This window comes from Corynebacterium sp. ED61 (assembly GCF_015233855.1).
Taxonomy (GTDB): domain Bacteria; phylum Actinomycetota; class Actinomycetes; order Mycobacteriales; family Mycobacteriaceae; genus Corynebacterium; species Corynebacterium dentalis.
On record NZ_JADGIT010000010.1, the window covers coordinates 1 to 21,066 of the forward strand.

At 60.8% G+C, this 21,066-nt stretch carries 24 protein-coding genes and 1 pseudogene; 14 read left to right on the top strand and 11 right to left on the bottom strand.

Annotated features, from left to right (window positions below):
- Positions 1–521 precede the first annotated feature (521 nt).
- The 8 genes from IM764_RS09505 to IM764_RS09540 form a co-directional block, all read right to left on the bottom strand.
- Positions 522–680, bottom strand: a complete 159-nt coding sequence (locus IM764_RS09505; RefSeq protein ID WP_194187667.1) for a hypothetical protein — start codon at positions 678–680, stop codon at positions 522–524.
- The gene (locus tag IM764_RS09510) at positions 677–982 is read right to left on the bottom strand and encodes a hypothetical protein (protein ID WP_194187668.1); all 306 of its coding nucleotides are present in this window, start codon (positions 980–982) and stop codon (positions 677–679) included. The genes IM764_RS09505 and IM764_RS09510 overlap by 4 nt, the downstream gene beginning before the upstream one ends.
- A 13-nt stretch (positions 983–995) precedes the next feature.
- Complete coding sequence (locus tag IM764_RS09515; RefSeq protein ID WP_194187669.1) at positions 996–1,466, bottom strand: hypothetical protein; 471 nt, start codon at positions 1,464–1,466, stop codon at positions 996–998.
- 658 nt (positions 1,467–2,124) lie between these two features.
- Positions 2,125–2,643 carry a hypothetical protein gene (locus IM764_RS09520; RefSeq protein ID WP_194187670.1) on the bottom strand — a complete coding sequence of 173 codons (519 nt, stop codon included), beginning with the start codon at positions 2,641–2,643 and terminating at the stop codon, positions 2,125–2,127.
- 76 nt (positions 2,644–2,719) lie between these two features.
- Entirely contained in the window at positions 2,720–3,244 is a 525-nt protein-coding gene (locus IM764_RS09525) for a hypothetical protein (RefSeq protein ID WP_194187671.1), read from the bottom strand.
- A 682-nt stretch (positions 3,245–3,926) separates the two neighbouring features.
- Positions 3,927–4,172 carry a hypothetical protein gene (locus IM764_RS09530; protein WP_194187672.1) on the bottom strand — a complete coding sequence of 82 codons (246 nt, stop codon included), beginning with the start codon at positions 4,170–4,172 and terminating at the stop codon, positions 3,927–3,929.
- A gap of 128 nt (positions 4,173–4,300) precedes the next feature.
- Positions 4,301–5,017, bottom strand: coding sequence for a DUF2786 domain-containing protein (locus tag IM764_RS09535; RefSeq protein ID WP_194187673.1), 717 nt, complete (start codon positions 5,015–5,017; stop codon positions 4,301–4,303).
- A 491-nt stretch (positions 5,018–5,508) separates the two neighbouring features.
- Positions 5,509–5,775, bottom strand: coding sequence for a hypothetical protein (locus IM764_RS09540; RefSeq protein WP_099299349.1), 267 nt, complete (start codon positions 5,773–5,775; stop codon positions 5,509–5,511).
- Positions 5,776–5,963: 188 nt separating this feature from the next.
- Here IM764_RS09540 and IM764_RS09545 point away from each other — a divergent pair, with 188 nt between their 5' ends.
- The 4 genes from IM764_RS09545 (at position 5,964) to IM764_RS09560 (ending at position 8,521) form a co-directional block, all read left to right on the top strand.
- Entirely contained in the window at positions 5,964–6,605 is a 642-nt protein-coding gene (locus IM764_RS09545; protein ID WP_194187674.1) for a 3'-5' exonuclease, read from the top strand.
- 153 nt (positions 6,606–6,758) lie between these two features.
- On the top strand, positions 6,759–7,337 hold the full coding sequence (locus tag IM764_RS09550) for a ParA family protein (RefSeq protein WP_099299347.1): 579 nt from the start codon (positions 6,759–6,761) through the stop codon (positions 7,335–7,337).
- Between the two features lie 3 nt (positions 7,338–7,340).
- Complete coding sequence (locus IM764_RS09555) at positions 7,341–7,568, top strand: hypothetical protein (protein WP_194187675.1); 228 nt, start codon at positions 7,341–7,343, stop codon at positions 7,566–7,568.
- Positions 7,569–7,816: 248 nt separating this feature from the next.
- The gene (locus IM764_RS09560) at positions 7,817–8,521 is read left to right on the top strand and encodes an Abi family protein (RefSeq protein WP_194187676.1); all 705 of its coding nucleotides are present in this window, start codon (positions 7,817–7,819) and stop codon (positions 8,519–8,521) included.
- 509 nt (positions 8,522–9,030) lie between these two features.
- On the opposite strand, the pseudogene IM764_RS10400 reads toward IM764_RS09560, so the two are convergent.
- Both IM764_RS10400 and IM764_RS10495 read right to left on the bottom strand, forming a co-directional pair.
- A pseudogene (locus IM764_RS10400) lies at positions 9,031–9,705 on the bottom strand (replication initiation protein); the annotation flags it as partial.
- A 676-nt stretch (positions 9,706–10,381) separates the two neighbouring features.
- On the bottom strand, positions 10,382–10,510 hold the full coding sequence (locus IM764_RS10495) for a hypothetical protein (protein WP_255510501.1): 129 nt from the start codon (positions 10,508–10,510) through the stop codon (positions 10,382–10,384).
- 515 nt (positions 10,511–11,025) lie between these two features.
- Between IM764_RS10495 and IM764_RS09570 the strand changes: the two genes are divergently transcribed.
- The 9 genes from IM764_RS09570 to IM764_RS09610 all read left to right on the top strand — a co-directional run bounded on the left by IM764_RS09570 (position 11,026) and on the right by IM764_RS09610 (position 18,756).
- The gene (locus tag IM764_RS09570; protein WP_070478508.1) at positions 11,026–11,235 is read left to right on the top strand and encodes a heavy-metal-associated domain-containing protein; all 210 of its coding nucleotides are present in this window, start codon (positions 11,026–11,028) and stop codon (positions 11,233–11,235) included.
- Complete coding sequence (locus tag IM764_RS09575) at positions 11,235–12,176, top strand: hypothetical protein (RefSeq protein ID WP_070478510.1); 942 nt, start codon at positions 11,235–11,237, stop codon at positions 12,174–12,176. The genes IM764_RS09570 and IM764_RS09575 overlap by 1 nt, the downstream gene beginning before the upstream one ends.
- Before the next feature lie 47 nt (positions 12,177–12,223).
- Positions 12,224–14,494: a cation-translocating P-type ATPase gene (locus IM764_RS09580; protein ID WP_070478511.1), complete on the top strand. Its 2,271-nt coding sequence runs from the start codon at positions 12,224–12,226 to the stop codon at positions 14,492–14,494.
- Entirely contained in the window at positions 14,491–14,829 is a 339-nt protein-coding gene (locus IM764_RS09585; protein ID WP_306345856.1) for a YHS domain-containing protein, read from the top strand. The genes IM764_RS09580 and IM764_RS09585 overlap by 4 nt, the downstream gene beginning before the upstream one ends.
- Positions 14,830–14,896: 67 nt before the next feature.
- Positions 14,897–15,250 carry a metal-sensitive transcriptional regulator gene (locus tag IM764_RS09590; RefSeq protein WP_083290896.1) on the top strand — a complete coding sequence of 118 codons (354 nt, stop codon included), beginning with the start codon at positions 14,897–14,899 and terminating at the stop codon, positions 15,248–15,250.
- Entirely contained in the window at positions 15,157–16,443 is a 1,287-nt protein-coding gene (locus tag IM764_RS09595; RefSeq protein ID WP_228073731.1) for an FAD-dependent oxidoreductase, read from the top strand. Before IM764_RS09590 ends, IM764_RS09595 begins: the two co-directional genes overlap by 94 nt.
- Before the next feature lie 54 nt (positions 16,444–16,497).
- Complete coding sequence (locus IM764_RS09600; protein WP_206395221.1) at positions 16,498–17,631, top strand: MFS transporter; 1,134 nt, start codon at positions 16,498–16,500, stop codon at positions 17,629–17,631.
- 89 nt (positions 17,632–17,720) lie between these two features.
- Positions 17,721–18,050 carry a ferredoxin gene (gene fdxA / locus IM764_RS09605; RefSeq protein WP_070478519.1) on the top strand — a complete coding sequence of 110 codons (330 nt, stop codon included), beginning with the start codon at positions 17,721–17,723 and terminating at the stop codon, positions 18,048–18,050.
- Between the two features lie 79 nt (positions 18,051–18,129).
- Positions 18,130–18,756: a YdhK family protein gene (locus IM764_RS09610; RefSeq protein ID WP_370551584.1), complete on the top strand. Its 627-nt coding sequence runs from the start codon at positions 18,130–18,132 to the stop codon at positions 18,754–18,756.
- A gap of 78 nt (positions 18,757–18,834) precedes the next feature.
- Here IM764_RS09610 and IM764_RS10405 read toward each other — a convergent pair whose 3' ends face one another.
- Positions 18,835–18,978: a hypothetical protein gene (locus IM764_RS10405; protein ID WP_228073739.1), complete on the bottom strand. Its 144-nt coding sequence runs from the start codon at positions 18,976–18,978 to the stop codon at positions 18,835–18,837.
- Between IM764_RS10405 and IM764_RS09615 the strand changes: the two genes are divergently transcribed.
- Positions 18,970–21,057: a heavy metal translocating P-type ATPase gene (locus tag IM764_RS09615; protein WP_202032245.1), complete on the top strand. Its 2,088-nt coding sequence runs from the start codon at positions 18,970–18,972 to the stop codon at positions 21,055–21,057. The genes IM764_RS10405 and IM764_RS09615 overlap by 9 nt on opposite strands.
- The last annotated feature ends 9 nt before the right edge of the window (positions 21,058–21,066 follow it).

Here is a 21,066-nt window from a genome sequence, read left to right on the forward strand (position 1 = left end):
CAGGTGAGCAGGACTTGCGCGCAGCGGAGCGCACGTACAATTGCCGAAGGCTTCTCGGGTCGAAAAACGAGAACCACACCCCACACAGTGGGGTGTGCATCAGCATCAGCACGCGGCGGAACGCCGCGGGATGATTCCCTCTCGAGCCCGCATTCAGAGCCCGGCCGACAGGTCGGGCTGCGGGCGCACACCACAGCGAGTGCGCAGCACTCACCCTAGATACCGCTCGCGGTATCCCGGTAGCGCGGTACACACCGCGATACCACTTCACCGGCGAGGGATCTCGCCGAACAACTCTCGAGCAGGCTGGTGGGGTTGGGAGCTGCAAGCCCAGTGCTATTCCCAGCACTGGGGCGCCGCAGAACACACACCCCACCAGCCTTCCATCCCCCCCCCGGTTGGTGTGGCTGGCCCCAGGCCAAGCCAGACACACCAACCCACCGCCGAAAAATCGGGACATAGAAGAAGCGGGATCGCGCCTTGCTTGGGCGCAACCCCGCTTGCTTATCTGGAATGTGGTGTTATTTGCGTTGGAGTTTATCAGTGGCTTTGCGAGGAACTTCAGCTCCTGCGAGCTCGTAGATCCGTCGCGGGAGAATGTCGCCGGTTTTCTTGCTGGCTTTGACGATCACGCGGGCGCGGTCTTGGCGCTGCTGCTTAGTGAGTTGGAGGTGCGTCATGATTGTTCTCCTGTTTCATTGTCTCCCTGTTCATTATCTCTCATCTCCTGCTTGTAGAGAAGGTCTTGGACAATTTGAGCTTCTGTTTTGGTTGCTAGGGAACTTTCGGCGAGTACACCGAGATGGAAAAGCGCATCGTCGACATCGTCGTCTAAACGTTCGATAGCCCATGTGTAGCGTTTCCACCATTCTGCGCGACCATCACTGTTTGTTTTCTGGCGAAGGGACATCAGCACTGCAATGAAGCCACCAAGAGTGATGACTATTTGTATCCCTTTAAACCAGTGGTCAATATCTCCCATCGTCATACCCTGTCTAGCGCGCACCGTCTCGTAGTTCTTCAATCGTAAACTCAATGATTGACTGGGTGATGGCCTCATCGAGTCGCAGATCATCCCAGCGTTGGGCACGGATGTCGTAGGCAGCCAAGATGAAGTCTGCTGTGACCTCGGGATCATGGCGCATATCTACGGCTGTGGTGATGTATTGGTTGATACCGATTGTCAGTGCTTCACGGTCGAGCGCGTAGGTGTTTCCCTCTGCGTCCATTGCGATGAGAGATCCGTTGGGGGCTACCGAGAGAACGAACTCGGCAAGTTCGAGGTCTGCTCCGACTTGCCAGATGCTGTGGTAGACCCGCTCTGGAATCTGATCACGGTGAAGTTCATCGAGTTCAATGAGTCCACAAACAATGAACTGGTCGATGACCTCGTTGCTTCCATTGCCCACCTCGTCGGCGTGATCGAGGATGTCGTGTGCTCGCTGGATGAGGCTTCTCTGATCCATGGTGTGGTGTCCTCCTTGGACTTAGTGAATCGGTGACCCGTCTGCCACCCTTGCTCTCCTCCTCGTTATTCGCCCGAGAAGGCACGAAGTGCCGATTAGTGCGCGACGCGCAGTGCAACGTCCTGGAACCGGAGAAAGGAGAACAAGTTTTCCCACGAAATAAGCGCAGGCCGCCAGGCCGGAGCGCGTGGGACAAAGTTTTCGGGATGAATCCGGCTCACCACAGGTGAGCAGGACTTGCGCGCAGCGGAGCGCACGTACAATTGCCGAAGGCTTCTCGGGTCGAAAAACGAGAACCACACCCCACACAGTGGGGTGTGCATCAGCATCAGCACGCGGCGGAACGCCGCGGGATGATTCCTTCTCGAGCCCGCTTCCACAGACCGGCCCCTTGGGGTCGGGCTGCGGGCGCACAACACAGAGAGTGCGAAGCACTCACCCTAGATACCGGGATACCGGTGAGGGATCTCGCCGAACAACTCTCGAGCAGGCTGGTGGGGTTGGGGGCTGCAAGTGCCAGTGCTATTCCAAGCAATGGTGCGCCGCAGAACACACACCCCACCCGCCTTCCGTTCCCCCCGGTTGGTGTGGCTGGCCCCTGGCCAAGCCAGACACACCAACCCGCCGCCGAAAAACAGCAGGCGGGCTTGCGCAGGTTTTAGGCGTTGGCCGTGGCCATCTCTGCATCTTCGAGAGCGTGGGCGATGGTGGTGAAAATCTCGGTGCGAACCATGTCGTAATGGTTGGCGCACTCGCCTTTGTTGGAGAGGAAGGCTAGGAAGTTAAGGATGCTTCCGGTGGTGTCCAGTCCGCCGGTGGTGAGGATGTCTGAGCCGTGTGTGCGTAGGCTGCTGAGGAAGTTTTCCATGACGTAGGCGCATGTGTCGTCGGGATCGACGTCAACGAACCTGCATACGGTGTCCCATAGGTGGCGGGCTTGCTGGTGGGCGTGGTCTACGAGGTTGCGGTAGGACTCGACGGGGGTCATGCCGTGGGCGAGGTTGGCGCGATGGATGTGTCCGAGGAAGTCAGGGGTTTCGGGGTTGGCGTGCAGGGCGTGATCGATAGCGCGGGCGTGGTGGTCGTCAGGCGTGGTGGTGATGTACTTGGTCATGCTGGAGGTGACTGCTGCGGTGATGCGTCCTTCGGAGAAGTCGGCGGTGTGGCGGTAGTTCATTGTGTGAATCCTTTGAGTGAATCGGTGGCTTGTCGGTGCGCGTGATTGGGGAATGCGCGCCCCTCCCCTGCTTGGGCTATCCCTCGTTGAAGAAGTCGCGCAGCATGTTTTCAAACTCCTCACTGTCTGCCGGTGGTGCCCACGGGTCGGACTTTTGGTGTGCCTGGGACTCGGTAGGGTCGATTTGCGTCATGGCCACGGCGTGGCCATGAACAGAACCGGTGATGGGTGCGCCTGCTTCGATCGTGGGAACGCGCAGGTTTGCGATGATTTCCATTCCCATGAGACCGGCGATGAACTCTGCCAGCTCTGCGATGGGTTGCAGCTCGTTGTTGTCAGAGATGGTGACCACTGCGAGCTTCTTGGTCGAGGTGTGGGCAATCTCGTTGAGGATTCCCAGCAGGTTTTCTCCTGCGGTGTTGAGGTTCTCCTCGGCTTGTTCAACCCACGAGAATCCAGCGAGAACTGGAATCTGAATCGCGGAGTCGGTGAGGTCGTTGAGCCCCACTAGCGCGAAGTAGTCCTGTGGGTTTTTCTTCAAAAGCGCAGTAATGCCTGCCACGATCTCCTGCGGAAAAGACTCGTTGTCAAAAACACTCATGGTGTGGTGTCCTCCTTGGACTGATAGTGAATCGGTGACCCGTCTGCCACCTGCCTTACCTCCTCGTTTTTCGCCCGAGAAGGCACGAAGTGCCGATTAGTAAGCGACGCGCAGTGCAAGTCCTGGAACCGGAGAAAGGAGAACAAGTTTTCCCACGAAATAAGCCCCACCACAGGTGGGGCGCGTGGGACAAAGTTTTCGGGATGAATCCGGCTCACCGCAGGTGAGCAGGACTTGCGCGCAGCGGAGCGCACGTACAATTGCCGAAGGCTTCTCGGGTCGAAAAACGAGAAAACGCACCCCCCTTGGGGTGCGCATCAGCATCAGCACGCGGCGGAACGCCGCGGGATGATCCCTCCTCGAGCCCGCTTCCAGAGCCCGGCCGACAGGTCGGGCTGCGGGCGCACACCACAGAGAGTGCGCAGCACTCACGGTAGATACCGCTCGCGGTATCCCGGTAGCGCGGTGAATACCGCGATACCGTTTCACCGGCGAGGGACCTCGCCGAACAACTCTCGAGCAGGCTGGTGGGGTTGGGAGCTGCAAGTGCCAGTGCTATTCCAAGCACTGGTGCGCCGCAGAACACACACCCCACCAGCCTCCCCTTCCCCCGGTTGGTGTGGCTGGCCCCAGGCCAAGCCAGACACACCAACCCGCCGCGGCCGGGGTCTGGCGGACGGAACTATCGCTGACGGATGTGGATAAGAATCTGGTCAAGCGCGCTGCGATCTGTGGGCAGCGCTTCCCGTTCGTCGGCATCGAGATGATAGTGCAGGAGTGCAGTAGGGGTTAGCTTTCCTTCGGCTGCGAGCTGGCTGGCACTGATACCTAGTTCGATGAGTGCGATGTCGCGGGAGTCTTCGGAGCGGTCGAGTGTTTTGAGGAAATCGGCGGTTGTCATGGGCGTGTTGTCATTGCTGATTGCCATGTGTTATTGTGTCCTTAGTGAATCGGTGAGACCCCAAGTGCCCTCGGGCGGTTGGGGTCTTTCCCTTACGGTGGAGCGAGTTATGTTGGTGCGCGTGATTGGGGAATGCGCGCCCCTCCCGAACATCCTTAGCGGCTGAGTGCCTTACGGTTGTTCATGCGCTGTTGACCAAGATCAACGTTGCGACCTGCATTAGAACCGTGGGAAAAGCCTTGGGGGTCTAGGCGGTTATTGCTCTTTCTGCTGTATAGGCGTCCGTGCATGTCTTTCTTCGCCTGACGTGCTGCCTCTGCGTCGCTGAGCAGAACAAGCTCGCCCTTGTCACTATCGGTATCGAATTGGTGGCTCTGTCCGTCTTCGATCTCCACAAGCCGTCGAGCGATCGTCTGCGCGAACCCTGCCATCCATGAGCGGCGTTGGACGACGGTGGATACCCCGATGAAGTCATCCAGGTTGGCGCGCTTTGCTTGGGTGAGCATGTGAGGGTTGAGGTAGCTGAACATCATCATCACGCGCTTGACGTGCTTGCTCCGTCCGAAAATTTCCACCCTGGTGATCTTGTTGGAGTTTCGCGTTGCCCATAGCACCGGCTCGCAATGCAATGCTTTGGCAATGCGCCAAAGCAACCCGCTCTGGCAATCAGTGTAGGCACCGCTGAGGGTGAGCTCTTCATGAATCATTTCGTCGGCCGTGTCTTGAGCCAGGTCGTGTTCGTTGATTCCGTACTTGGCCATCATTTCCAGTGCTCGGCTGCGGAAAGCCTCTGCATCTGGTTGGCCTTCACGGCTGCGCGCCATCTCGAGTAGCGCTTTGATTTTGCGTTCAATGCCCTCTGAATGTGACATGGTGTGGTGTCCTCCTTGGACTGTTAGTGAATCGGTGACCGTCTGCCACCCTTGCTCTCCTCCTCGTTTTTCGCCCGAGAAGGCACGAAGTGCCGATTAGTAAGCGACGCGCAGTGCAAGTCCTGGAACCGGAGAAAGGAGACAAAGTTTTCCCACGAAATAAGCCCCACCACAGGTGGGGCGCGTGGGACAAAGTTTTCGGGATGAATCCGGCTCACCGCAGGTGAGCAGGACTTGCGCGCAGCGGAGCGCACGTACAATTGCCGAAGGCTTCTCGGGTCGAAAAACGAGAAAACGCACCCCCCTTGGGGTGCGCATCAGCATCAGCACGCGGCGGAACGCCGCGGGATGATCCCTCCTCGAGCCCGCTTCCAGAGCCCGGCCGACAGGTCGGGCTGCGGGCGCACACCACAGAGAGTGCGCAGCACTCACCCTAGATACCGCTCGCGGTATCCCGGTAGCGCGGTGAATACCGCGATACCGGTCAGATGCTAGAAGTGCAGGTTGAGGCCGTTGATTTCTCGGATGACCACATGACCGTTGGCATCTTCATACTCACCGTGACGGATTAAAGCAGTTTCAACAGCTGCTTGAGCTACGGCACGTTCGTAGATCTCGTGGGCGTCAAGGTCATCGACGTTGGTAGCTCGCGGGCCGTAGCCCTGGATCTGTGCGGACATATGGATGCGCCACGTGGCGTCTTCTAGTCCGGTATCGAGAATCTGATCAAGTTGTGCAGCAATATCTGTGGTCTTCATTAGTTAGTCCTCGTTTTCGTCTAGCGTGCCCACATTTTGCGAAGCAGCTCTTGTGTCTGCTGGAGTTGAGCAATCTGCTCTTCGGTGAGTTCGACAGCCCCATTAGATTCTTCAGGCTGGAGAGTCAGCGCCTCCCCCTTACTATATGCCCCAAAAAATCGCGGATCGTTCCCACTCAAAGGATGTGCATGTCAATGCAGTTTTTGCCGATGTTTAATCGTCTCCAGTTCGCCCTGATCGATACAGAGACCACAGGTCTGAGTCCAAAGAAGGATCGGATTGTCGAGATCGCGGTCGTCACGCTGGACTCGGGGTTCAGCGAGGTTAACCGATGGCACACACTCGTTAATCCAGGTCGTCCTATCCCCAACTCGTCCATCCACGGCATCTCTGATGCCATGGTGAGCGACGCTCCGACGTTTGCGCAGATCTATGCAGAGCTATTGGCTGAACTTCGCGGCAAGGTTTTGCTGGCTCATAACGCGACGTTTGATGCCGACATGCTCGTGGCCGAATCTGACCGCCTGGACGATGAGGACATCTTCTTCCCTTTCGTGGACTCAATGAGACTTGCACGACAAGTTGTCCCTAAAGGAACGTCATGCAGCCTCGAGTCGCTTGCGCAGCACACAAGGGTGAGAAATCAGGAAGCGCACAGCGCATTAGGCGACGCTCTTACAACGGGAGAGGTGCTCAGGAAGCTGTTCGGGCTGCGTCGATATTCCATCGGGCGCACCGTGATCAAACAAGCGACGCCGTTCAAGGCAAGCGCAGCATTTATAGATGGTCACGGCCTGACTTCGGCATCCATACTGCCCCGAGCGGAATAAATACCGTGCGCGGTAAATGCCGACATACCGAAGTAGTTAAATCGGGACGTACGGTTGTAATGCGGACGGTACCACGGTAAGATCGTAAGAAGGTAAGACGGTATCTACCGAATTGCCGCCGTAGGGAGACGCCAATTCACTGGAGGAAAAGTTATGAAGATCGTGATTGCCAACACGAAGGGGGGGTGCGGCAAAACTGTGTCTGCGATGTTTCTGTCACTGGCCGCAGCCAAGCGGGGTCACTCGGTTGAACTGTGGGATGCAGACAGCCAGGGCTCGGCCACAGAATGGGCTGAGATGGCCGCTGAAGATGGCGAGCCGTTGCCCTTTGACGTTCTTCCTGTCAATGCCATCACGGTAGGTAAAGCCGGGCGCGCAGAGATCACGATCGTGGATACGCCTCCTGGTGATGCGCAGGTAATTCAGAAGGCAATTGATTCTGCTGATCTGGTGATCATCCCCGCGGCTCCATCGTCGCTGGATCTACAGCGAGCATGGCAGACGGTAGCGGCTGCGTCGCACCGACCAGCTGCGGTGCTGATCACGTCAGCCGAGAAGAATACGGTGCTCCTGCGCGACACCTTGGCGGTCTTTGACGACAACGACGACGCCGATCGATTCTCCACTGTCATCACCAAGCAGCAGGAGATCCGAAAGTCTCAGGGTCGTTGCCCTGAGCGTTTGTATGGATACGACGAATTGTTCTCCGAGATCACGGAAAGAATGGAATAAACGATGACTGACTCAAACAAGTCCAAGCTGGGGCCGCGTAAGAGCGCGCCGACAAAGTCTGTTCAGGAAACATTCCGCACCACTGAGACGGCGTCACCAACAACGAAGACGTCCCTGACGCTCAATGCGGATCTATACAAGCAGTTGAAGGTCTATGCAGTGACCAATGATCTGGCTGTAAACAAGCTGGTAGATGAGGCCATTGCTGACTTACTAAAAAAACGGCAGTGACGTCCTTATAACCCGAAAACGGTAAATACGGTCATACCGATCGCTGAGCGTCGATATGTAACAGCCGCCACCTGGCGCTCCGCCTCGGGTAAAGCTCCGAGAATGCCCTAATGCCCCCATTTGGAGGTGATTGTATTTTGCCCCTTCGCGCGCAGATGAGTACCGTTGCCTTTTGTAAGCCCCAGTAGCTACCGGCATCTTTTCGGAGATGTGTCTAGGTCCTCTGGGGCGCTTGCTATTGTGAGGCAATGTTGTTTGATCCTGTGGCGTTCCGCATAGAAGAATTCGTCTCCACCCCACGGCTGACTCGTTACCACGATGACGGCAGAACAGCCGAACAAGCTGTTCGGCTGTATTTTTGGAATCACGAGCTGGCGTCGGCCTTCCTAGGGCCGTTGGCCATCCTTGAAGTGACTCTGCGCAACGCAATGCATGAAGCACTCTCATCTAAGTATGGTTCAGAGTGGATTTTGGACAACGATCTGCTACCTCTACTGGATGATGATCGAGCGAATTTCGACAAGACTATTACCCGCCTTAGGCCCATCCTGAAAATCAAGAATAAAGAACTAACTCCTGACGCTGTTGTTGGTTCATCCAGTCTGGGGGACTGGGTACGTCTTCTAGAAAAAGGTAAGCCACGATCTTCTACCTACAACTATGAAAAAACGCTCTGGGAAGCTGCCCTAATCAACGCATTCTCCAATAACTCAGACGGTTGGGGTAGAGCGCAGATCCATGGCGAGTTTAATCGCATCCGTTCGTTCAGGAATCGGATTGCTCATCATGAACCTATCTTTTATCGAGATTTAACGGGGATGATGGATGACATCATCAATGCCGCGTCACTGATCCATCATGATGCCGGTGAAGTTATCAAGCACGGACATTGCCTTAACACTGCTTTAAATAGTCGTCAGACTGCTCTCGAACAAGGTGAATGCTGTCTATGAGTCATAGGCGTACATAGTGACCTGAAATGGGGCCTGACCCCCGGAAAGTGGACACGTCGGGGGTTATCTATGCTGCTTGGGTCAGTGTAGCTGATGTGAGTGCTTCGAAGTCATCGGGGGCTAGAAGGTTGCACCAGGAGTGTCGTCTGCGCGTGTTGTAGCGCATGCTCATAGGCATCGATGATGGCCGCATCGGTGAGGCGTTGTCCAGCAGCACGGAGCCGGTGTCCGGTCTTTAAAGCATGGCGGAACGCCGTTTCATCACGGGCCGCGCACCCTTGACTAATCCAAAGGACACGGACGCCGTCGATCAGTTCTGGGTCATATTGATCAAGTCCTGCGCCTATTTCGTTTTCAACATCTTCTGCAAGAGCTTTGAAGGCTTGGGCTTCTTCTCGACGAGCCTTCACTGCATTGATGAGTTCACGACCAGAGCTAAATTGCTGACGCATGTTTTTACCGTACTGAGGGTGTCCAGCCATCTCACGCACCTGCCTTAGAAAGTCCTGGAGGCGAATGACGCGATCGTGTTGGTGATACCAGCGATATGCCTCTACTGACTTACCAGTATAAAAAGGACTACGACTAAAACGGTGCGCAAAGTGCGGGTCATGTGCGAGAAGAGCGCCTAACTCCTGGCTCGTAGCTTTTAGCAGCTCCATATTGCTGGAATGCTTATTTTTGCCGGTATACACCGGGTCAATCAGCCAAATAAACTGAGCTTTACCACTTAGCGGATTAATCCCGGCCCATGCTGGCCCAATGCCTCGCTGGACAAGGGCGAAGATAACGCTTTTAACATAAGCATTGAGATGAACTGGATGGCCTCCAGATTCTCCGGGCTGGTCAACATCAATAACCATAACCGCAGAATATTGCTTATTCGTCAGCATGACGTATTCACATCGACCGAGTTTCTCCGAATCAGTGCGATAAAGTCTCGGAACGCTGCGCTTCTTACCGGTTTCTTCATCTACCACGACACGGTAAGCACTTTGAAAGTCACGGCTGATAGAACCGTGTAGCGCATCACGCCCAAGATGCTGGAGAAGTTTTTCCCGGTCAAGCTGACTTGCCGGAGTATCATCTAGACCTGCGCAATCCTGGCGCACTCTAGATGGCGTACCAACACGCGCACCGGTCAAAGTGCCCGGAGAGGAATCATTAGATAGAATCATGCACATGCTTTCCCCCAGCTACTACTGGGTGATAAGCGAAGGTCACTTGGTTGCCGCCGAGTGGCCTTCTTTCGTCTTTAGTATCTCTCAACTGTAAAACACATGACTGTCATTTTGTGCGAGACACACATAAAGATATGTTTTACCTGCAGTAACAGTGTTTGAAATATATTGCAACAAATGCTAAAACCGCAGAGTATCCTGCATAGATACAAGACATCGACTATGGATCATAGGGGTTAGCGGTACTCATGTGTACTGCCGTCCAAATCAAAGGCTTGGTTGTCACCGAGGCAACCAGGACTACTCCAAGCACCACAGCCTCCAGGACTACAGATAACCAAAGAGCCTTTAAAGAGAAACCACATAGATAAACCCCAGTACTTTCTTCCTCACTGCCAATGCTCACTGGAGTGAACAATCCCTTGTGACTTTTGTCGAAGCTCCGCACAATGGTTATAGGTTGCTTCCCCCCGAACGGCCACTATGTATAAGTTCTAGCCCTGCCTCTCGCCCCTCAGGCAGGGCTAGAACTCGTTAATGATTTCTGAGTCAATCGAATACGAACACTTCAGAGTACTAAGAGTGCAACTCCTACGGTAATCATCCGTTCTCGCCACGTAACTACTAGATGAGGGCACCCCTACCGGTAATCACTAATACAGGGTGCCTATCGTGATGATTACTTTGACTGCTGCTCGTCCTTGGCGGCGACAATCATGTGCGCTAGCACCTCCAGGAACTTATTGAGGTTGCCTGGATCTGCCGTGATGGTTTCGAAGACTTCCTGAGACTCCCGGGCCGCCTGCACGAGTGCGCCGAACCCTTTGTTTTTAAAAGCGTCAGTGCCAGCAACCTGTGAGGGGTTATTTTTCCTGACTAATGCCTGCACAGGGGCTGCTAACTGTCTCCGGCGTAACTGAGCACTCCAGCTGGGATTCGTCTGTTCCACTCACCAATCTCGAACGCCTGCGAATCCAGTTGACATGGCCGGCTTCGTACCATGAGCACCAGCGACTGATCGGTGTTTGGTGGTGTCCGGCCCGTACCGGTCGTCACTGCCTTCGCCGACGTGGCAAGGAAGTCCACGGTTCTCATTAGACCGGGACCACTACTCTCCGACGCGCAGCGACACCGTCCAGCGGGTCGCCCCGCAGCATCGTTTCGCCACGAGGCGCATGTCGGACGCTCCAGCCATCGTCTGCAGCACGCGTGCGATGTGGCTCATACGACCACCCCCTTCTTGCGGAATACCTGCCAGGGGTATACTGTTGACTTGTACAGGTACCCGGTAGGGGTACTACAGAGACACAAGGAGGATACATAATGGCTTCGAACAATTACCAGGTGACGGGCATGACCTGCGGGCACTGCGAGATGTCGGTCCGCGAGGAAGTCGGTGAGATCCCCGGCGTCCAGGACATCCAGGTCAGCGCGCAGACCGGCAAGCTTAACGTCACCGCCGAGGGCGAGATTGACGATGCCAAGGTCCTCGCGGCGGTCGAGGAGGCCGGCTACTCGGCGGTGCGTGTCTGATGAAGGCCGGAGGACGGCTTGCGCTCTACGGGGCCGGGCTGGTGGTGGCGTTCGGCGGGGCCTTCGGCCTTGCCGGCGCCGTCATTCCTGACAGCTTCGTAGCAGCATGGGCAGAAGGAAGTGACGTGAACACACACGGTGAAGGACACGGCGGCGCTGCGCAAGAAACTGCGGAGCCCACTCTGAACGGGGTCTCCGCAAGCGCGGACGGCTTCGTACTTTCCCCAGTCCAGGCTCCCACGGCTGCAGGCGAGGATGGAGACCTGAGTTTCCAGATCCTCGACGAGTCCGGCGAAGCGGTGACCGAGTACACTACCGCGCACGAGAAGGACCTGCATCTGATCGCCGTTCGCACCGATGGTACTGGTTTCCAGCACGTGCACCCCGAGCTTGACACGAGCACAGGCACTTGGTCGGTGCCGTGGACCTGGGACGAGGCGGGCACCTACCGCGTGTACGCCGACTTCACACCCGAGGGCGAGGGAGCCGAAGGGATCACCCTGACTCGCGCCGTCGAGGTGGCGGGCGACTTCGCCCCTGTTGAGACCGAGTCACAGACCACCGACGAGGTCGACGGATACACCGTCTCCCTGAATGGCGACCTTACCGCCGGCACCTCAAGCGAGCTCACCATCTCGGTCGAGCGCGACGGTCAGCCGGTGACCACGCTGGAGCCCTACCTGGGCGCGTTTGGCCACCTGGTGGCGCTGCGCGAAGGCGACCTCGCCTACTTGCACGTCCACGCCGAGGGCGACGAGCCCCAGGCCAGGGACACGGCCGGACCCGAGATCGGATTCGCAGCGGAGGCCCCGACCGCCGACCGTTACCTGCTCTACCTGGACTTCCAGGTCGATGGGCAGGTGCACACCGCCGAGTTCGTGATCGACGCCGAGCATGGTGACGGCTCGCAGACAGACGATTCGCATACCGGCGGCCACTGACCCGCAGGGCCTGGCGTCGCACGAGAGATGAAGAGAGAAGGAAGAGGATGAGTACATTAGCGCCCCCCATCGGTGGGCCGGACATCGAGCTGGAGATCGGCGGGATGACCTGCGCCTCCTGTGCGAACCGGATCGAGAAGAAGCTGAACAAGCTCGAGGGCGTCGCGGCCACGGTCAACTACGCCACCGAGAAGGCCAAGGTCACCGTGCCTGCCGGCTACGATCCGGGCCTGCTGGTCGCCGAGGTCGAGAAGACCGGCTACACGGCTGCGCTGCCCAAGCCCAAGGGCACCACGGCGAACACGTCGGAGACCGAGGCCGGGGAGGAGGAAGACACTGAGCTCACCTCGCTGCGCCATCGGCTAGTCGGCGCCATTGTGCTCACGGTTCCCGTGATCGCCATGGCCATGATCCCCGCACTGCAGTTCGTATATTGGCAGTGGGCCTCACTCGCGCTTGCCGCCCCGGTGATCATCTGGGCAGCCTGGCCGTTCCATAAGGCCGCATGGACGAACCTCAAGCACGGTACCGCGACGATGGACACACTCATCTCGATGGGCACCTCGGTCGCACTGCTGTGGTCCGTCTACGCACTATTCTTCGGAACCGCTGGCACACCCGGGATGACGCACCCGTTCGAGTTCACGATCGCTCCCTCGGATGGCGCGGCGAACATCTATCTCGAAGTTGGCGCGGGCGTGACGATGTTCATCCTCGCCGGCCGCTACTTCGAGAAGCGCTCCAAACGCCAGGCCGGGGCCGCGCTGCGCGCCCTCCTGGAGCTCGGCGCGAAGGAAGTCGCCGTGCTCCGCGACGGCGTTGAGGTGAAGATCCCCACCTCTGACCTCCAGGTCGGCGACGAGTTCATCGTTCGTCCGGGTGAGAAGATCGCCACCGACGGCATCGTGGTCTCCGGCTCCTCCGCGGTGGACGCCTCCATGCTCACCGGCGAGTCCGTACCGGTCGAGGTCCGCGAGGGCGACTCGGTCACCGGTGCCACCGTCAACGCGGGCGGCCGCCTTGTCGTGCGGGCGACCCGTGTCGGTTCGGACACGCAGCTTGCGCAGATGGCGAAGCTCGTCGAGGATGCGCAGACTGGCAAGGCCGAGGTGCAGCGTCTGGCTGACACGATCTCCGGCGTGTTCGTGCCGATCGTCATCGTCGTCGCGTTCATCACCCTCGGCGCCTGGCTGGGAGCCGGATTCCCCGTCGCCGCCGCGTTCACCGCAGCGGTCGCCGTGCTCGTTATCGCCTGCCCCTGCGCGCTGGGACTCGCGACTCCGACCGCGCTGCTGGTCGGCACCGGCCGCGGGGCGCAGATGGGCATCCTCATCAAGGGCCCAGAGGTGCTGGAGTCCACCCGCAAGGTCGATACCGTCGTGCTCGACAAGACCGGTACCGTCACCAGCGGCAAGATGACCCTGACAGATGTGATCACCGAATCCGGTGTGGACCGTGCCGAGCTGCTGCGCTTCGCGGGTGCGTTGGAGGACTCCTCGGAGCACCCGATCGCGCAGGCGATCGCCAAGGGCGCCACCCAGGAAGTCGGCCAGTTGCCCACGCCCGAGGACTTCGCCAATGTTGAAGGCAAGGGCGTGCAGGGCATCGTCGAGGGCACCCCGGTCGTCGTCGGACGCGAGTCGCTGCTGGCCGACTGGTCACAGAAGCTCTCTCCGGAGGTCGCACGGGCGAAGGCTCAAGCTGAGGGTGAAGGCAAGACGGTCGTCGCGATCGGCTGGGACGGTGCTGCGCGCGGCATCCTCGTCGTCGCCGACACCGTCAAGCCCACGAGCGCGGAGGCGATCCGCGGGCTCAAGGAGATCGGCCTGACCCCGGTGCTGCTCACCGGTGACAATGAGGCCGTGGCCCGCCAGATCGCCGCCGAGGTCGGCATCGAGGAGGTCATCGCCGAGGTGCTGCCCAAGGACAAGGTCGACGTCGTCACCCGTCTCCAGGGCGAGGGCAAGATCGTCGCGATGGTCGGCGACGGCGTCAACGACGCCCCCGCGCTCGCGCAGGCCGATCTGGGCCTGGCGATGGGCACCGGCACGGACGTCGCGATCGAGGCCTCCGACATCACCCTGGTCCGCGGCGACCTGCGGGCCGCGGTCGACGCGATCCGTCTGTCTCGGAAGACACTTTCGACGATCAAGACCAACCTGTTCTGGGCATTCGCCTATAACACCGCCGCGATCCCAGTCGCAGCGCTGGGCATGCTCAACCCCATGCTCGCAGGCGCGGCGATGGCGTTCTCCAGCGTCTTCGTCGTCGGCAACAGCCTCCGCCTGCGCGGGTTCAAGAGCGTCGCCACGAAGTGACGAACGAGAACCCACCCATCCATACCAATCCGATACAGAACCCACCCATCCATACGAATCCGATACAGAAGGAACACCAGAAAATGAGCAACTGCTGTAGCACGAACGAGACTAACCCCGCCGCCGAGAACGGTGGACGCGAGAACCTGCTCGGCGGGGGCGCCGATGACATGACCACCTGCCCGGTCATGGTCGGCACCCCGGTCAGCAAGAAGACCGCCGAGGCCGCCGGCCTCTACCGCGACTTCAAGGGCGAGCGCTACTACTTCTGCTGCGCCGGCTGCGGCCCCGCATTTGATTCGGACCCCGCCAAATACGCCGCCAACATGGCGTAATCCACCAGCGTGCCGGGGTGCCGCGGCACCGCTGCGGCACCCCGGCACCTGATCGGAGCGAACCGACATGACCACCCCGACCTCAATGACCGAACCTCACATCGACACCTGCCCGGCGGGAGGCGACGGCGATCCGTCCGTCCACGGATACATCAGCGACAAGGCGACGTACCGCAATCGCCTGCGGCGCCTCGAAGGCCAAATCCGCGGCATCGATCGGATGATCGATGAGGACCGCTACTGCATCGACATCTTCACCCAGATCTCCGCAGCCACCAGGGCACTCGAAAACGTCGCCCTCGGACTGCTCGACGATCACCTCAAGCATTGCGTCCTCGACGCCGCCCTCGCCGGTGGACCAGTCAGCGAGCAGAGGCTCGGCGAGGCATCCGAGGCCATCGCCCGTCTCGTTCGCTCCTGACGCCCGCACACCAAATCGATCACGACCTGCAGCCCAGGAGTTTCCCTATGACCACACAACACGTCCTCATCCTCGGTTCAGGAGCAGCCGGAGCCGCAGCCGCCCGCACTCTCGCCACACGTGACGACGTCCGGGTGACGATGGTGACCCGCACCGGGGAGACGCCTTACACGCGAATGCTCATCAAAGGAATCGCGTTCGGCCCGACCCCGCCGGAGATGATCAAGCTCCCGCTACCTCAGATTGAGGTCATCGCCGACACCGTGCTCGATGTCGATACTACGGCGAAGCGGGTCCAACTGACCTCCGGCGCGCAGGTCTCCTACGACGCGCTCATTGTCGCGACAGGGAGCGTGCCCCGCTCTCTGCCCGCGGGTGTACTCGAAGGCGACGACGTCGGACAAGGCCGGGTCACTGCTCTGCACTCCTTGGAAGATGCCATGGGTATCCGCGATCTGCTGACCAGCCTGGCACGGCCGGCGCGAGTGACGATCTATGGCGGCGGAATCATCGCAGCCGAGACCGCTTCGTCGCTGCAAGCCGACGGACACATGGTCATGCTGGTCTCTCGCAGTTCTGTTCCCGGCATCGGAGCGTTTGGGGCGCCGGTGGCTGAGCGCCTCGCCGCTGACCATGCCGCCAAGGTGCAGACTCGATTCGGTCGCACTCTCCAGCATGTCGACGAAACAGAATCCGGTGTTGCCATCACCCTCGACGACGATCAACGCATCGTGGCCGACTTACTCCTCGTTGCGCTCGGCACGACGCCCGCAGCCCCGTCGCCGTGGACGAACGGCATCGACGTCGATGATCGCCTCCGTGCCGCAGCAGACCACGTCTACGCCGCCGGAGGTGTAGCTACGCATCACGACGAAGCACTGGGCGTCTGGCGCATCGACCATTGGGAAGACGCCGCCGCGCAGGGCACGCACGCCGCACAGGCCGCACTGCACGACCTCGACATCAGCGACGATCCGGGCACCTACCTGCCGCGCAGCCCCTACATGGCGCTGGTCTACGGTCAGATGATCTCCGGAGTCGGGTACACCGCTGGTGCAGACGCCCAGGTGGAAGCCGGCGAGGAGTTCATCGTGCGCCACGAGACCGACGGCACCGTCGTCGGCGTCACCGGCATCGACGCGGTCGGCACCGTCTACCAGTGGGGTCAGCAGCTCCACGGCCTGCAGGCATAGACGATGGCGGGCGACTATACGAGGCAGATCCCGCGGCGGGGTTTCGCGCTCGCGATGGCAGCGACCATTCTCATGATGGCGGCTGCCAGCGCGCCGTCGTTGTTCTACCCCCAGATCGCAGAACAGCTCGGACTCGTCCCCGTCGCCACCACACTCGTATTCGCGGTCTACACCTTCACCCTCCTGGCCGCGCTGCTCTACCTCGGACCGCTCTCCGATCACATCGGCCGACGTCCGGTCGTAACCGCCGGTTCCCTGGCGCTGGCACTCAGCCTGGCCATGTTCTGGTTCGCCGACAGCCTCGCGACACTCCTGGTCGCCCGCGCTCTGCAAGGACTCGCAGCGGGTCTGCTCATCCCGGCCCTGTCGGCGATGATGATCGACTTCGAGCCGCCGTCGCATCCGAACATCGCAGCCCTGTGGAACACGATCGGGCCGATGATCGGTCTCGGGACCGGGGCACTCGGTGCTGCGCTGCTCCTCGATCTCACCCCCGAACCGACAACTGCGGTCTTCGGCCCGCTCGTGCTCGCCTTCCTCACCGTGGCAGCGACGGTGTGGAGCACACCGGAACTGGTCCCCAAGACCCGGATACGACGTGGCGACCTCCGCCCGCGGTTTATGGTGCCACTGCACCTGCGCCGCATGTTCACCGCCGGTGTGCCCGCGATTATCGCCGGGTGGGCGACCAACGGACTCTTCCTCGCGCTCGGAGCCGGCCTCGTCGGCAGTGAGCTCGGGGGCTCCACGCACACCCACGCGGGCATCGTCATCTTCGCACTGGCGATCTCCGGAATCACCGCCTCGTCCGTCCTGCAGCGGCGTTCCGCCCGCACCATCAGCCTGTATGCGACCAGCGCCCTGGCATTCGGCACCGCAGCGAGCATCGTCGCCCTCGCACTCGGTTCCTACCCGGCCTACGTCGTGTCGGTCGCGATCGTCGGTTCCGGGTTCGGCACAGCGTTCCTCGGGGTGCTGCGCACACTCATGCCCCACACGGCATCGTCGGAACGCGCCGCCGTGATGGCTGTGATCTACACGGTCGCCTACCTGGCATTCGGCGTGCCCACCATCGTCGCCGGGTTGCTCGTGCCGGTACTCACCCTGTCAGGAACGATGACAGTCCTCGGTGCGATCATCATCGCCCTCAGCCTTGCAGCCACCGTCCTACGCCTGCGCATTCCTTAGCCGGCCGCAGATCCGGCAGAGACTGACGACTTCTCCGAACTCCCCACCGACTCTCGCCGCCGAACCGCACCCGACCAAGAAGAGCAGCCATGACCTATGCGATCGCGCTTCCCTGCGCGGACGTCAAGGACCGCGCCTGCATCGACGAATGTCCTGTCGACTGCATCTACGAGGGCGAACGCTCGCTCTACATCCATCCCGACGAATGCGTTGACTGCGGAGCCTGCGAACCGGTTTGTCCCGTCGAGGCCATCTACTACGAAGACGACCTGCCCGACGAATGGTCTGACTACTACAAGGCCAACGTCGAGTTCTTCGACGAATTTGGTTCTCCCGGTGGAGCCGCGAAGATCGGACCGGCGGGCTTCGACCATCCCCTCATCGCCGCATTGCCCATCCAACATGAGCAGTCCCTCTGAGAAGGACAATTCGATCGATTCACGCCGGTACAACGCGCAATCCTTGACTAGTACCCCTGGGGGGTATAGGGTAGGTGTCATGATGAAAGGAGCTGACATGCAGAGGAGACTGCGAGCAGGGCTGGCAGCAGGAGTGCTCGGAGTGACACTCGTGCTCGCCGGTTGCAGCAGCGGAGCAGACGAAGACCAGCAGACCGACCCTTCGGCTACTGAGGAGCAGGGCCACGGCGGCGACAATGCAGAAAGCGGAGATGAGGAAATGGATCACTCGATGGAGCACCCGATGGACGGCGGACCGGCACCCGAGGGTATCGCCGAAGCCAGTGACCCCACATACCCGGTCGGCACAGAGGTACAGCTCACGGCCGACCACATGGAAGGCATGGACGGTGCGACAGCGACGATCTCCGGCGCATTCGACACGTACACGTACTCCGTGAACTACACTAACGCAGGTGGCGGCGACCCCGTCACGGACCACAAGTGGGTCGTGCAGGAAGAAATCGAGGATGCCGGCGACGAGCGCCTGACCGATGGCACAGCGGTGACGCTGCTCGCCAAGCACATGGAGGGCATGGAGGGCGCGAGGGCCACCATCGCTTCGTCCACCGATGAGACGGTCTACATGGTCGACTACGAGACGGACGGCATGAAGATGACGAACCACAAGTGGGTCGTCGAGAGCGAGATCCAACCAGCGCCCTGAGCCGACGTTCGCTTGCCCGGCGACCGGGTGAGCGGCATGGCTCGATGACGAAGGAGAAGAACGATGACGGACCCGAACTCACACCAGCACCACGGTCACGGAACCGATGCACCCGCTCACGGCGAGCATCACCACGGGTCTGTGTCCGCGCACGCCTCGGCGGAGGCGCACGGCACGCACGAGGGCCAGCACACTGGACACCAGGGCCACGCCATGAACCACGGGCAGCACTCAGACCACACGGGCCTCGATGAGAACGGTGTCCACGGAGATCACAGCGGCCATGGCGGCCACGGAGATCACAGCGGCCATGGCGGCCACGGGGACCACGTTGGCCAGTTCCGCCGGCTGTTTTGGATCAACCTCGTCATCGCCATCCCCGCGGTCACCCTCTCGCCGATGTTCTCCATGCTGCTGGGCTACGAGGTCCCCGGCTGGGCGGGCTGGGTCGCCGCGGTACTGGGCACCGTCATGTACGTCTGGGGCGGCAGGCCCTTCCTCACCGGCGCCGTCAGCGAGTTGAAGTCCCGCAAGCCCGGGATGATGCTGCTCATCGCTCTGGCGATCACGGTGGCCTTCTTCGCCTCCTGGGCCGCGACCCTCGGGCTTGTCCATCACGAGCTGGAGTTCTGGTGGGAGCTGGCGCTGCTGATCGTGATCATGCTGCTGGGCCACTGGATCGAGATGCGCTCCCTGGCCCAGACCACCTCGGCGCTCGACTCGTTGGCTGCACTGCTGCCCGACGAGGCCGAGCGCGTCGAGGGCGAGAACGTCGTTAAGGTGGCCCCAGCCGACCTCGTTGTGGGTGACGTCGTGATCGTGCGCCCCGGCGGCAGCGTTCCGGCCGACGGCACCATCGTCGACGGCCGCGCCGACATGGACGAGTCCATGATCACCGGCGAGTCCCGCCCGGTCTCTCGGGGCGAGGGCGAGACAGCTACCGCCGGCACCGTCGCCACCGACTCCGGCCTGCGGGTGAAAATCACCGCCACCGGCGACGACACCGCCCTGGCCGGGATCAACCGGCTCGTCACCGAGGCCCAGAACTCCTCCTCCCGCGCCCAGCGGATCGCCGACAAGGCCGCGGCCTGGCTGTTCTGGTTCGCTCTCGGCGCGGCGCTGGTCACCGCTGTCGTCTGGACGCTCATCGGCATGCCCGACGAGGCCGTGGTCCGTACCATCACCGTACTCGTCATCGCCTGCCCCCACGCCCTCGGCCTGGCGATCCCGCTCGTGGTCTCCATCGCCACCGAGCGCGCCGCCCGCGGCGGCGTGCTGGTCAAGGACCGCCTCGCCCTGGAGTCGATGCGGCAGGTCGACGCAGTGCTCTTCGACAAGACCGGCACACTGACCAAGGGCGAGCCCACCGTCACCGGCGTCGAACCGACCGGCGACCTCGACGCCGACCAGGTCCTCGCCCTCGCGGCCTCGGCCGAGGCCGACAGCGAGCACCCGCTCGCCAAGGCCATCGTCGCCGCCGCCAAGGACAAGGGCCTCGCCCTTCAGCAGGCCAGCGGCTTCTCATCCTCGCCCGCCGTCGGAGTCACCGCGACTGTCGCCGGCCAGGAGGTCCGCGTCGGCGGCCCCCGGCTGCTTGAGGAGACCGGCCAGCACGAGGTCGGCACAGCCGAGGAATGGCGTTCTGAGGGCGCGATCATCCTGCACGTCCTCCGCGACGGCCAGGTGGTCGGCGGCCTCAAGCTCGCCGACGAGATCCGCCCCGAATCCCGCAACGCCGTCGACGCCCTCCACGCCCTGAGCGTCGAGGTCGTCATGATCACCGGCGACGCCGAGGCCGTGGCGAACGAGGTCGGACGGGAGCTCGGCATCGACCGCGTCTTCGCCGGCGTCCGCCCCGAGGACAAGTCCGCCAAGGTCGCCCAACTGCAGCACGAGGGCAAGAAGGTCGCCATGGTCGGCGACGGCGTCAACGACGCCCCGGCACTGGCCCAGGCCGACGTCGGCATCGCGATCGGCGCCGGCACCGATGTCGCCATCGCCTCGGCCGGGGTGATCCTGGCCAGCTCCGACCCCCGGTCGGTGCTCTCCATCATCCAGCTCTCACGACGCGCATACGGTAAGATGAAGCAGAACCTGTGGTGGGCCGCCGGATACAACCTCATCTCCGTGCCGCTTGCGGCCGGCATCCTGGCACCGGTGGGATTCGTCCTGCCAATGTCGATCGGCGCGATCCTGATGTCGGCCTCCACCGTGGTCGTCGCGCTCAACGCCCAACTCCTGCGGCGCATCGACCTCACACCCGAAGCCAGCACGCGTTCCGTCCTGGAACGCCAGAAGTAAGGACATGCC

What these genes read in the sequence shown, in the direction of transcription:
- IM764_RS09515 (WP_194187669.1), bottom strand. Translation starts at nt 1,466, where the DNA reads ATGGATCAGAGAAGCCTCATCCAGCGAGCACACGACATCCTCGATCAC.
- IM764_RS09560 (WP_194187676.1), top strand. Translation starts at nt 7,817, where the DNA reads ATGTTGTTTGATCCTGTGGCGTTCCGCATAGAAGAATTCGTCTCCACC.
- fdxA (WP_070478519.1), top strand. Translation starts at nt 17,721, where the DNA reads ATGACCTATGCGATCGCGCTTCCCTGCGCGGACGTCAAGGACCGCGCC.
- IM764_RS09510 (WP_194187668.1), bottom strand. Translation starts at nt 982, where the DNA reads ATGGGAGATATTGACCACTGGTTTAAAGGGATACAAATAGTCATCACT.
- IM764_RS09600 (WP_206395221.1), top strand. Translation starts at nt 16,498, where the DNA reads ATGGCAGCGACCATTCTCATGATGGCGGCTGCCAGCGCGCCGTCGTTG.
- IM764_RS09570 (WP_070478508.1), top strand. Translation starts at nt 11,026, where the DNA reads ATGGCTTCGAACAATTACCAGGTGACGGGCATGACCTGCGGGCACTGC.
- IM764_RS09505 (WP_194187667.1), bottom strand. Translation starts at nt 680, where the DNA reads ATGACGCACCTCCAACTCACTAAGCAGCAGCGCCAAGACCGCGCCCGC.
- IM764_RS09545 (WP_194187674.1), top strand. Translation starts at nt 5,964, where the DNA reads ATGTCAATGCAGTTTTTGCCGATGTTTAATCGTCTCCAGTTCGCCCTG.
- IM764_RS09615 (WP_202032245.1), top strand. Translation starts at nt 18,970, where the DNA reads ATGAACCACGGGCAGCACTCAGACCACACGGGCCTCGATGAGAACGGT.
- IM764_RS09525 (WP_194187671.1), bottom strand. Translation starts at nt 3,244, where the DNA reads ATGAGTGTTTTTGACAACGAGTCTTTTCCGCAGGAGATCGTGGCAGGC.
- IM764_RS09590 (WP_083290896.1), top strand. Translation starts at nt 14,897, where the DNA reads ATGACCACCCCGACCTCAATGACCGAACCTCACATCGACACCTGCCCG.
- IM764_RS09575 (WP_070478510.1), top strand. Translation starts at nt 11,235, where the DNA reads ATGAAGGCCGGAGGACGGCTTGCGCTCTACGGGGCCGGGCTGGTGGTG.
- IM764_RS09550 (WP_099299347.1), top strand. Translation starts at nt 6,759, where the DNA reads ATGAAGATCGTGATTGCCAACACGAAGGGGGGGTGCGGCAAAACTGTG.
- IM764_RS09610 (WP_370551584.1), top strand. Translation starts at nt 18,130, where the DNA reads ATGATGAAAGGAGCTGACATGCAGAGGAGACTGCGAGCAGGGCTGGCA.
- IM764_RS09530 (WP_194187672.1), bottom strand. Translation starts at nt 4,172, where the DNA reads ATGGCAATCAGCAATGACAACACGCCCATGACAACCGCCGATTTCCTC.
- IM764_RS09580 (WP_070478511.1), top strand. Translation starts at nt 12,224, where the DNA reads ATGAGTACATTAGCGCCCCCCATCGGTGGGCCGGACATCGAGCTGGAG.
- IM764_RS09520 (WP_194187670.1), bottom strand. Translation starts at nt 2,643, where the DNA reads ATGAACTACCGCCACACCGCCGACTTCTCCGAAGGACGCATCACCGCA.
- IM764_RS09540 (WP_099299349.1), bottom strand. Translation starts at nt 5,775, where the DNA reads ATGAAGACCACAGATATTGCTGCACAACTTGATCAGATTCTCGATACC.
- IM764_RS09555 (WP_194187675.1), top strand. Translation starts at nt 7,341, where the DNA reads ATGACTGACTCAAACAAGTCCAAGCTGGGGCCGCGTAAGAGCGCGCCG.
- IM764_RS09535 (WP_194187673.1), bottom strand. Translation starts at nt 5,017, where the DNA reads ATGTCACATTCAGAGGGCATTGAACGCAAAATCAAAGCGCTACTCGAG.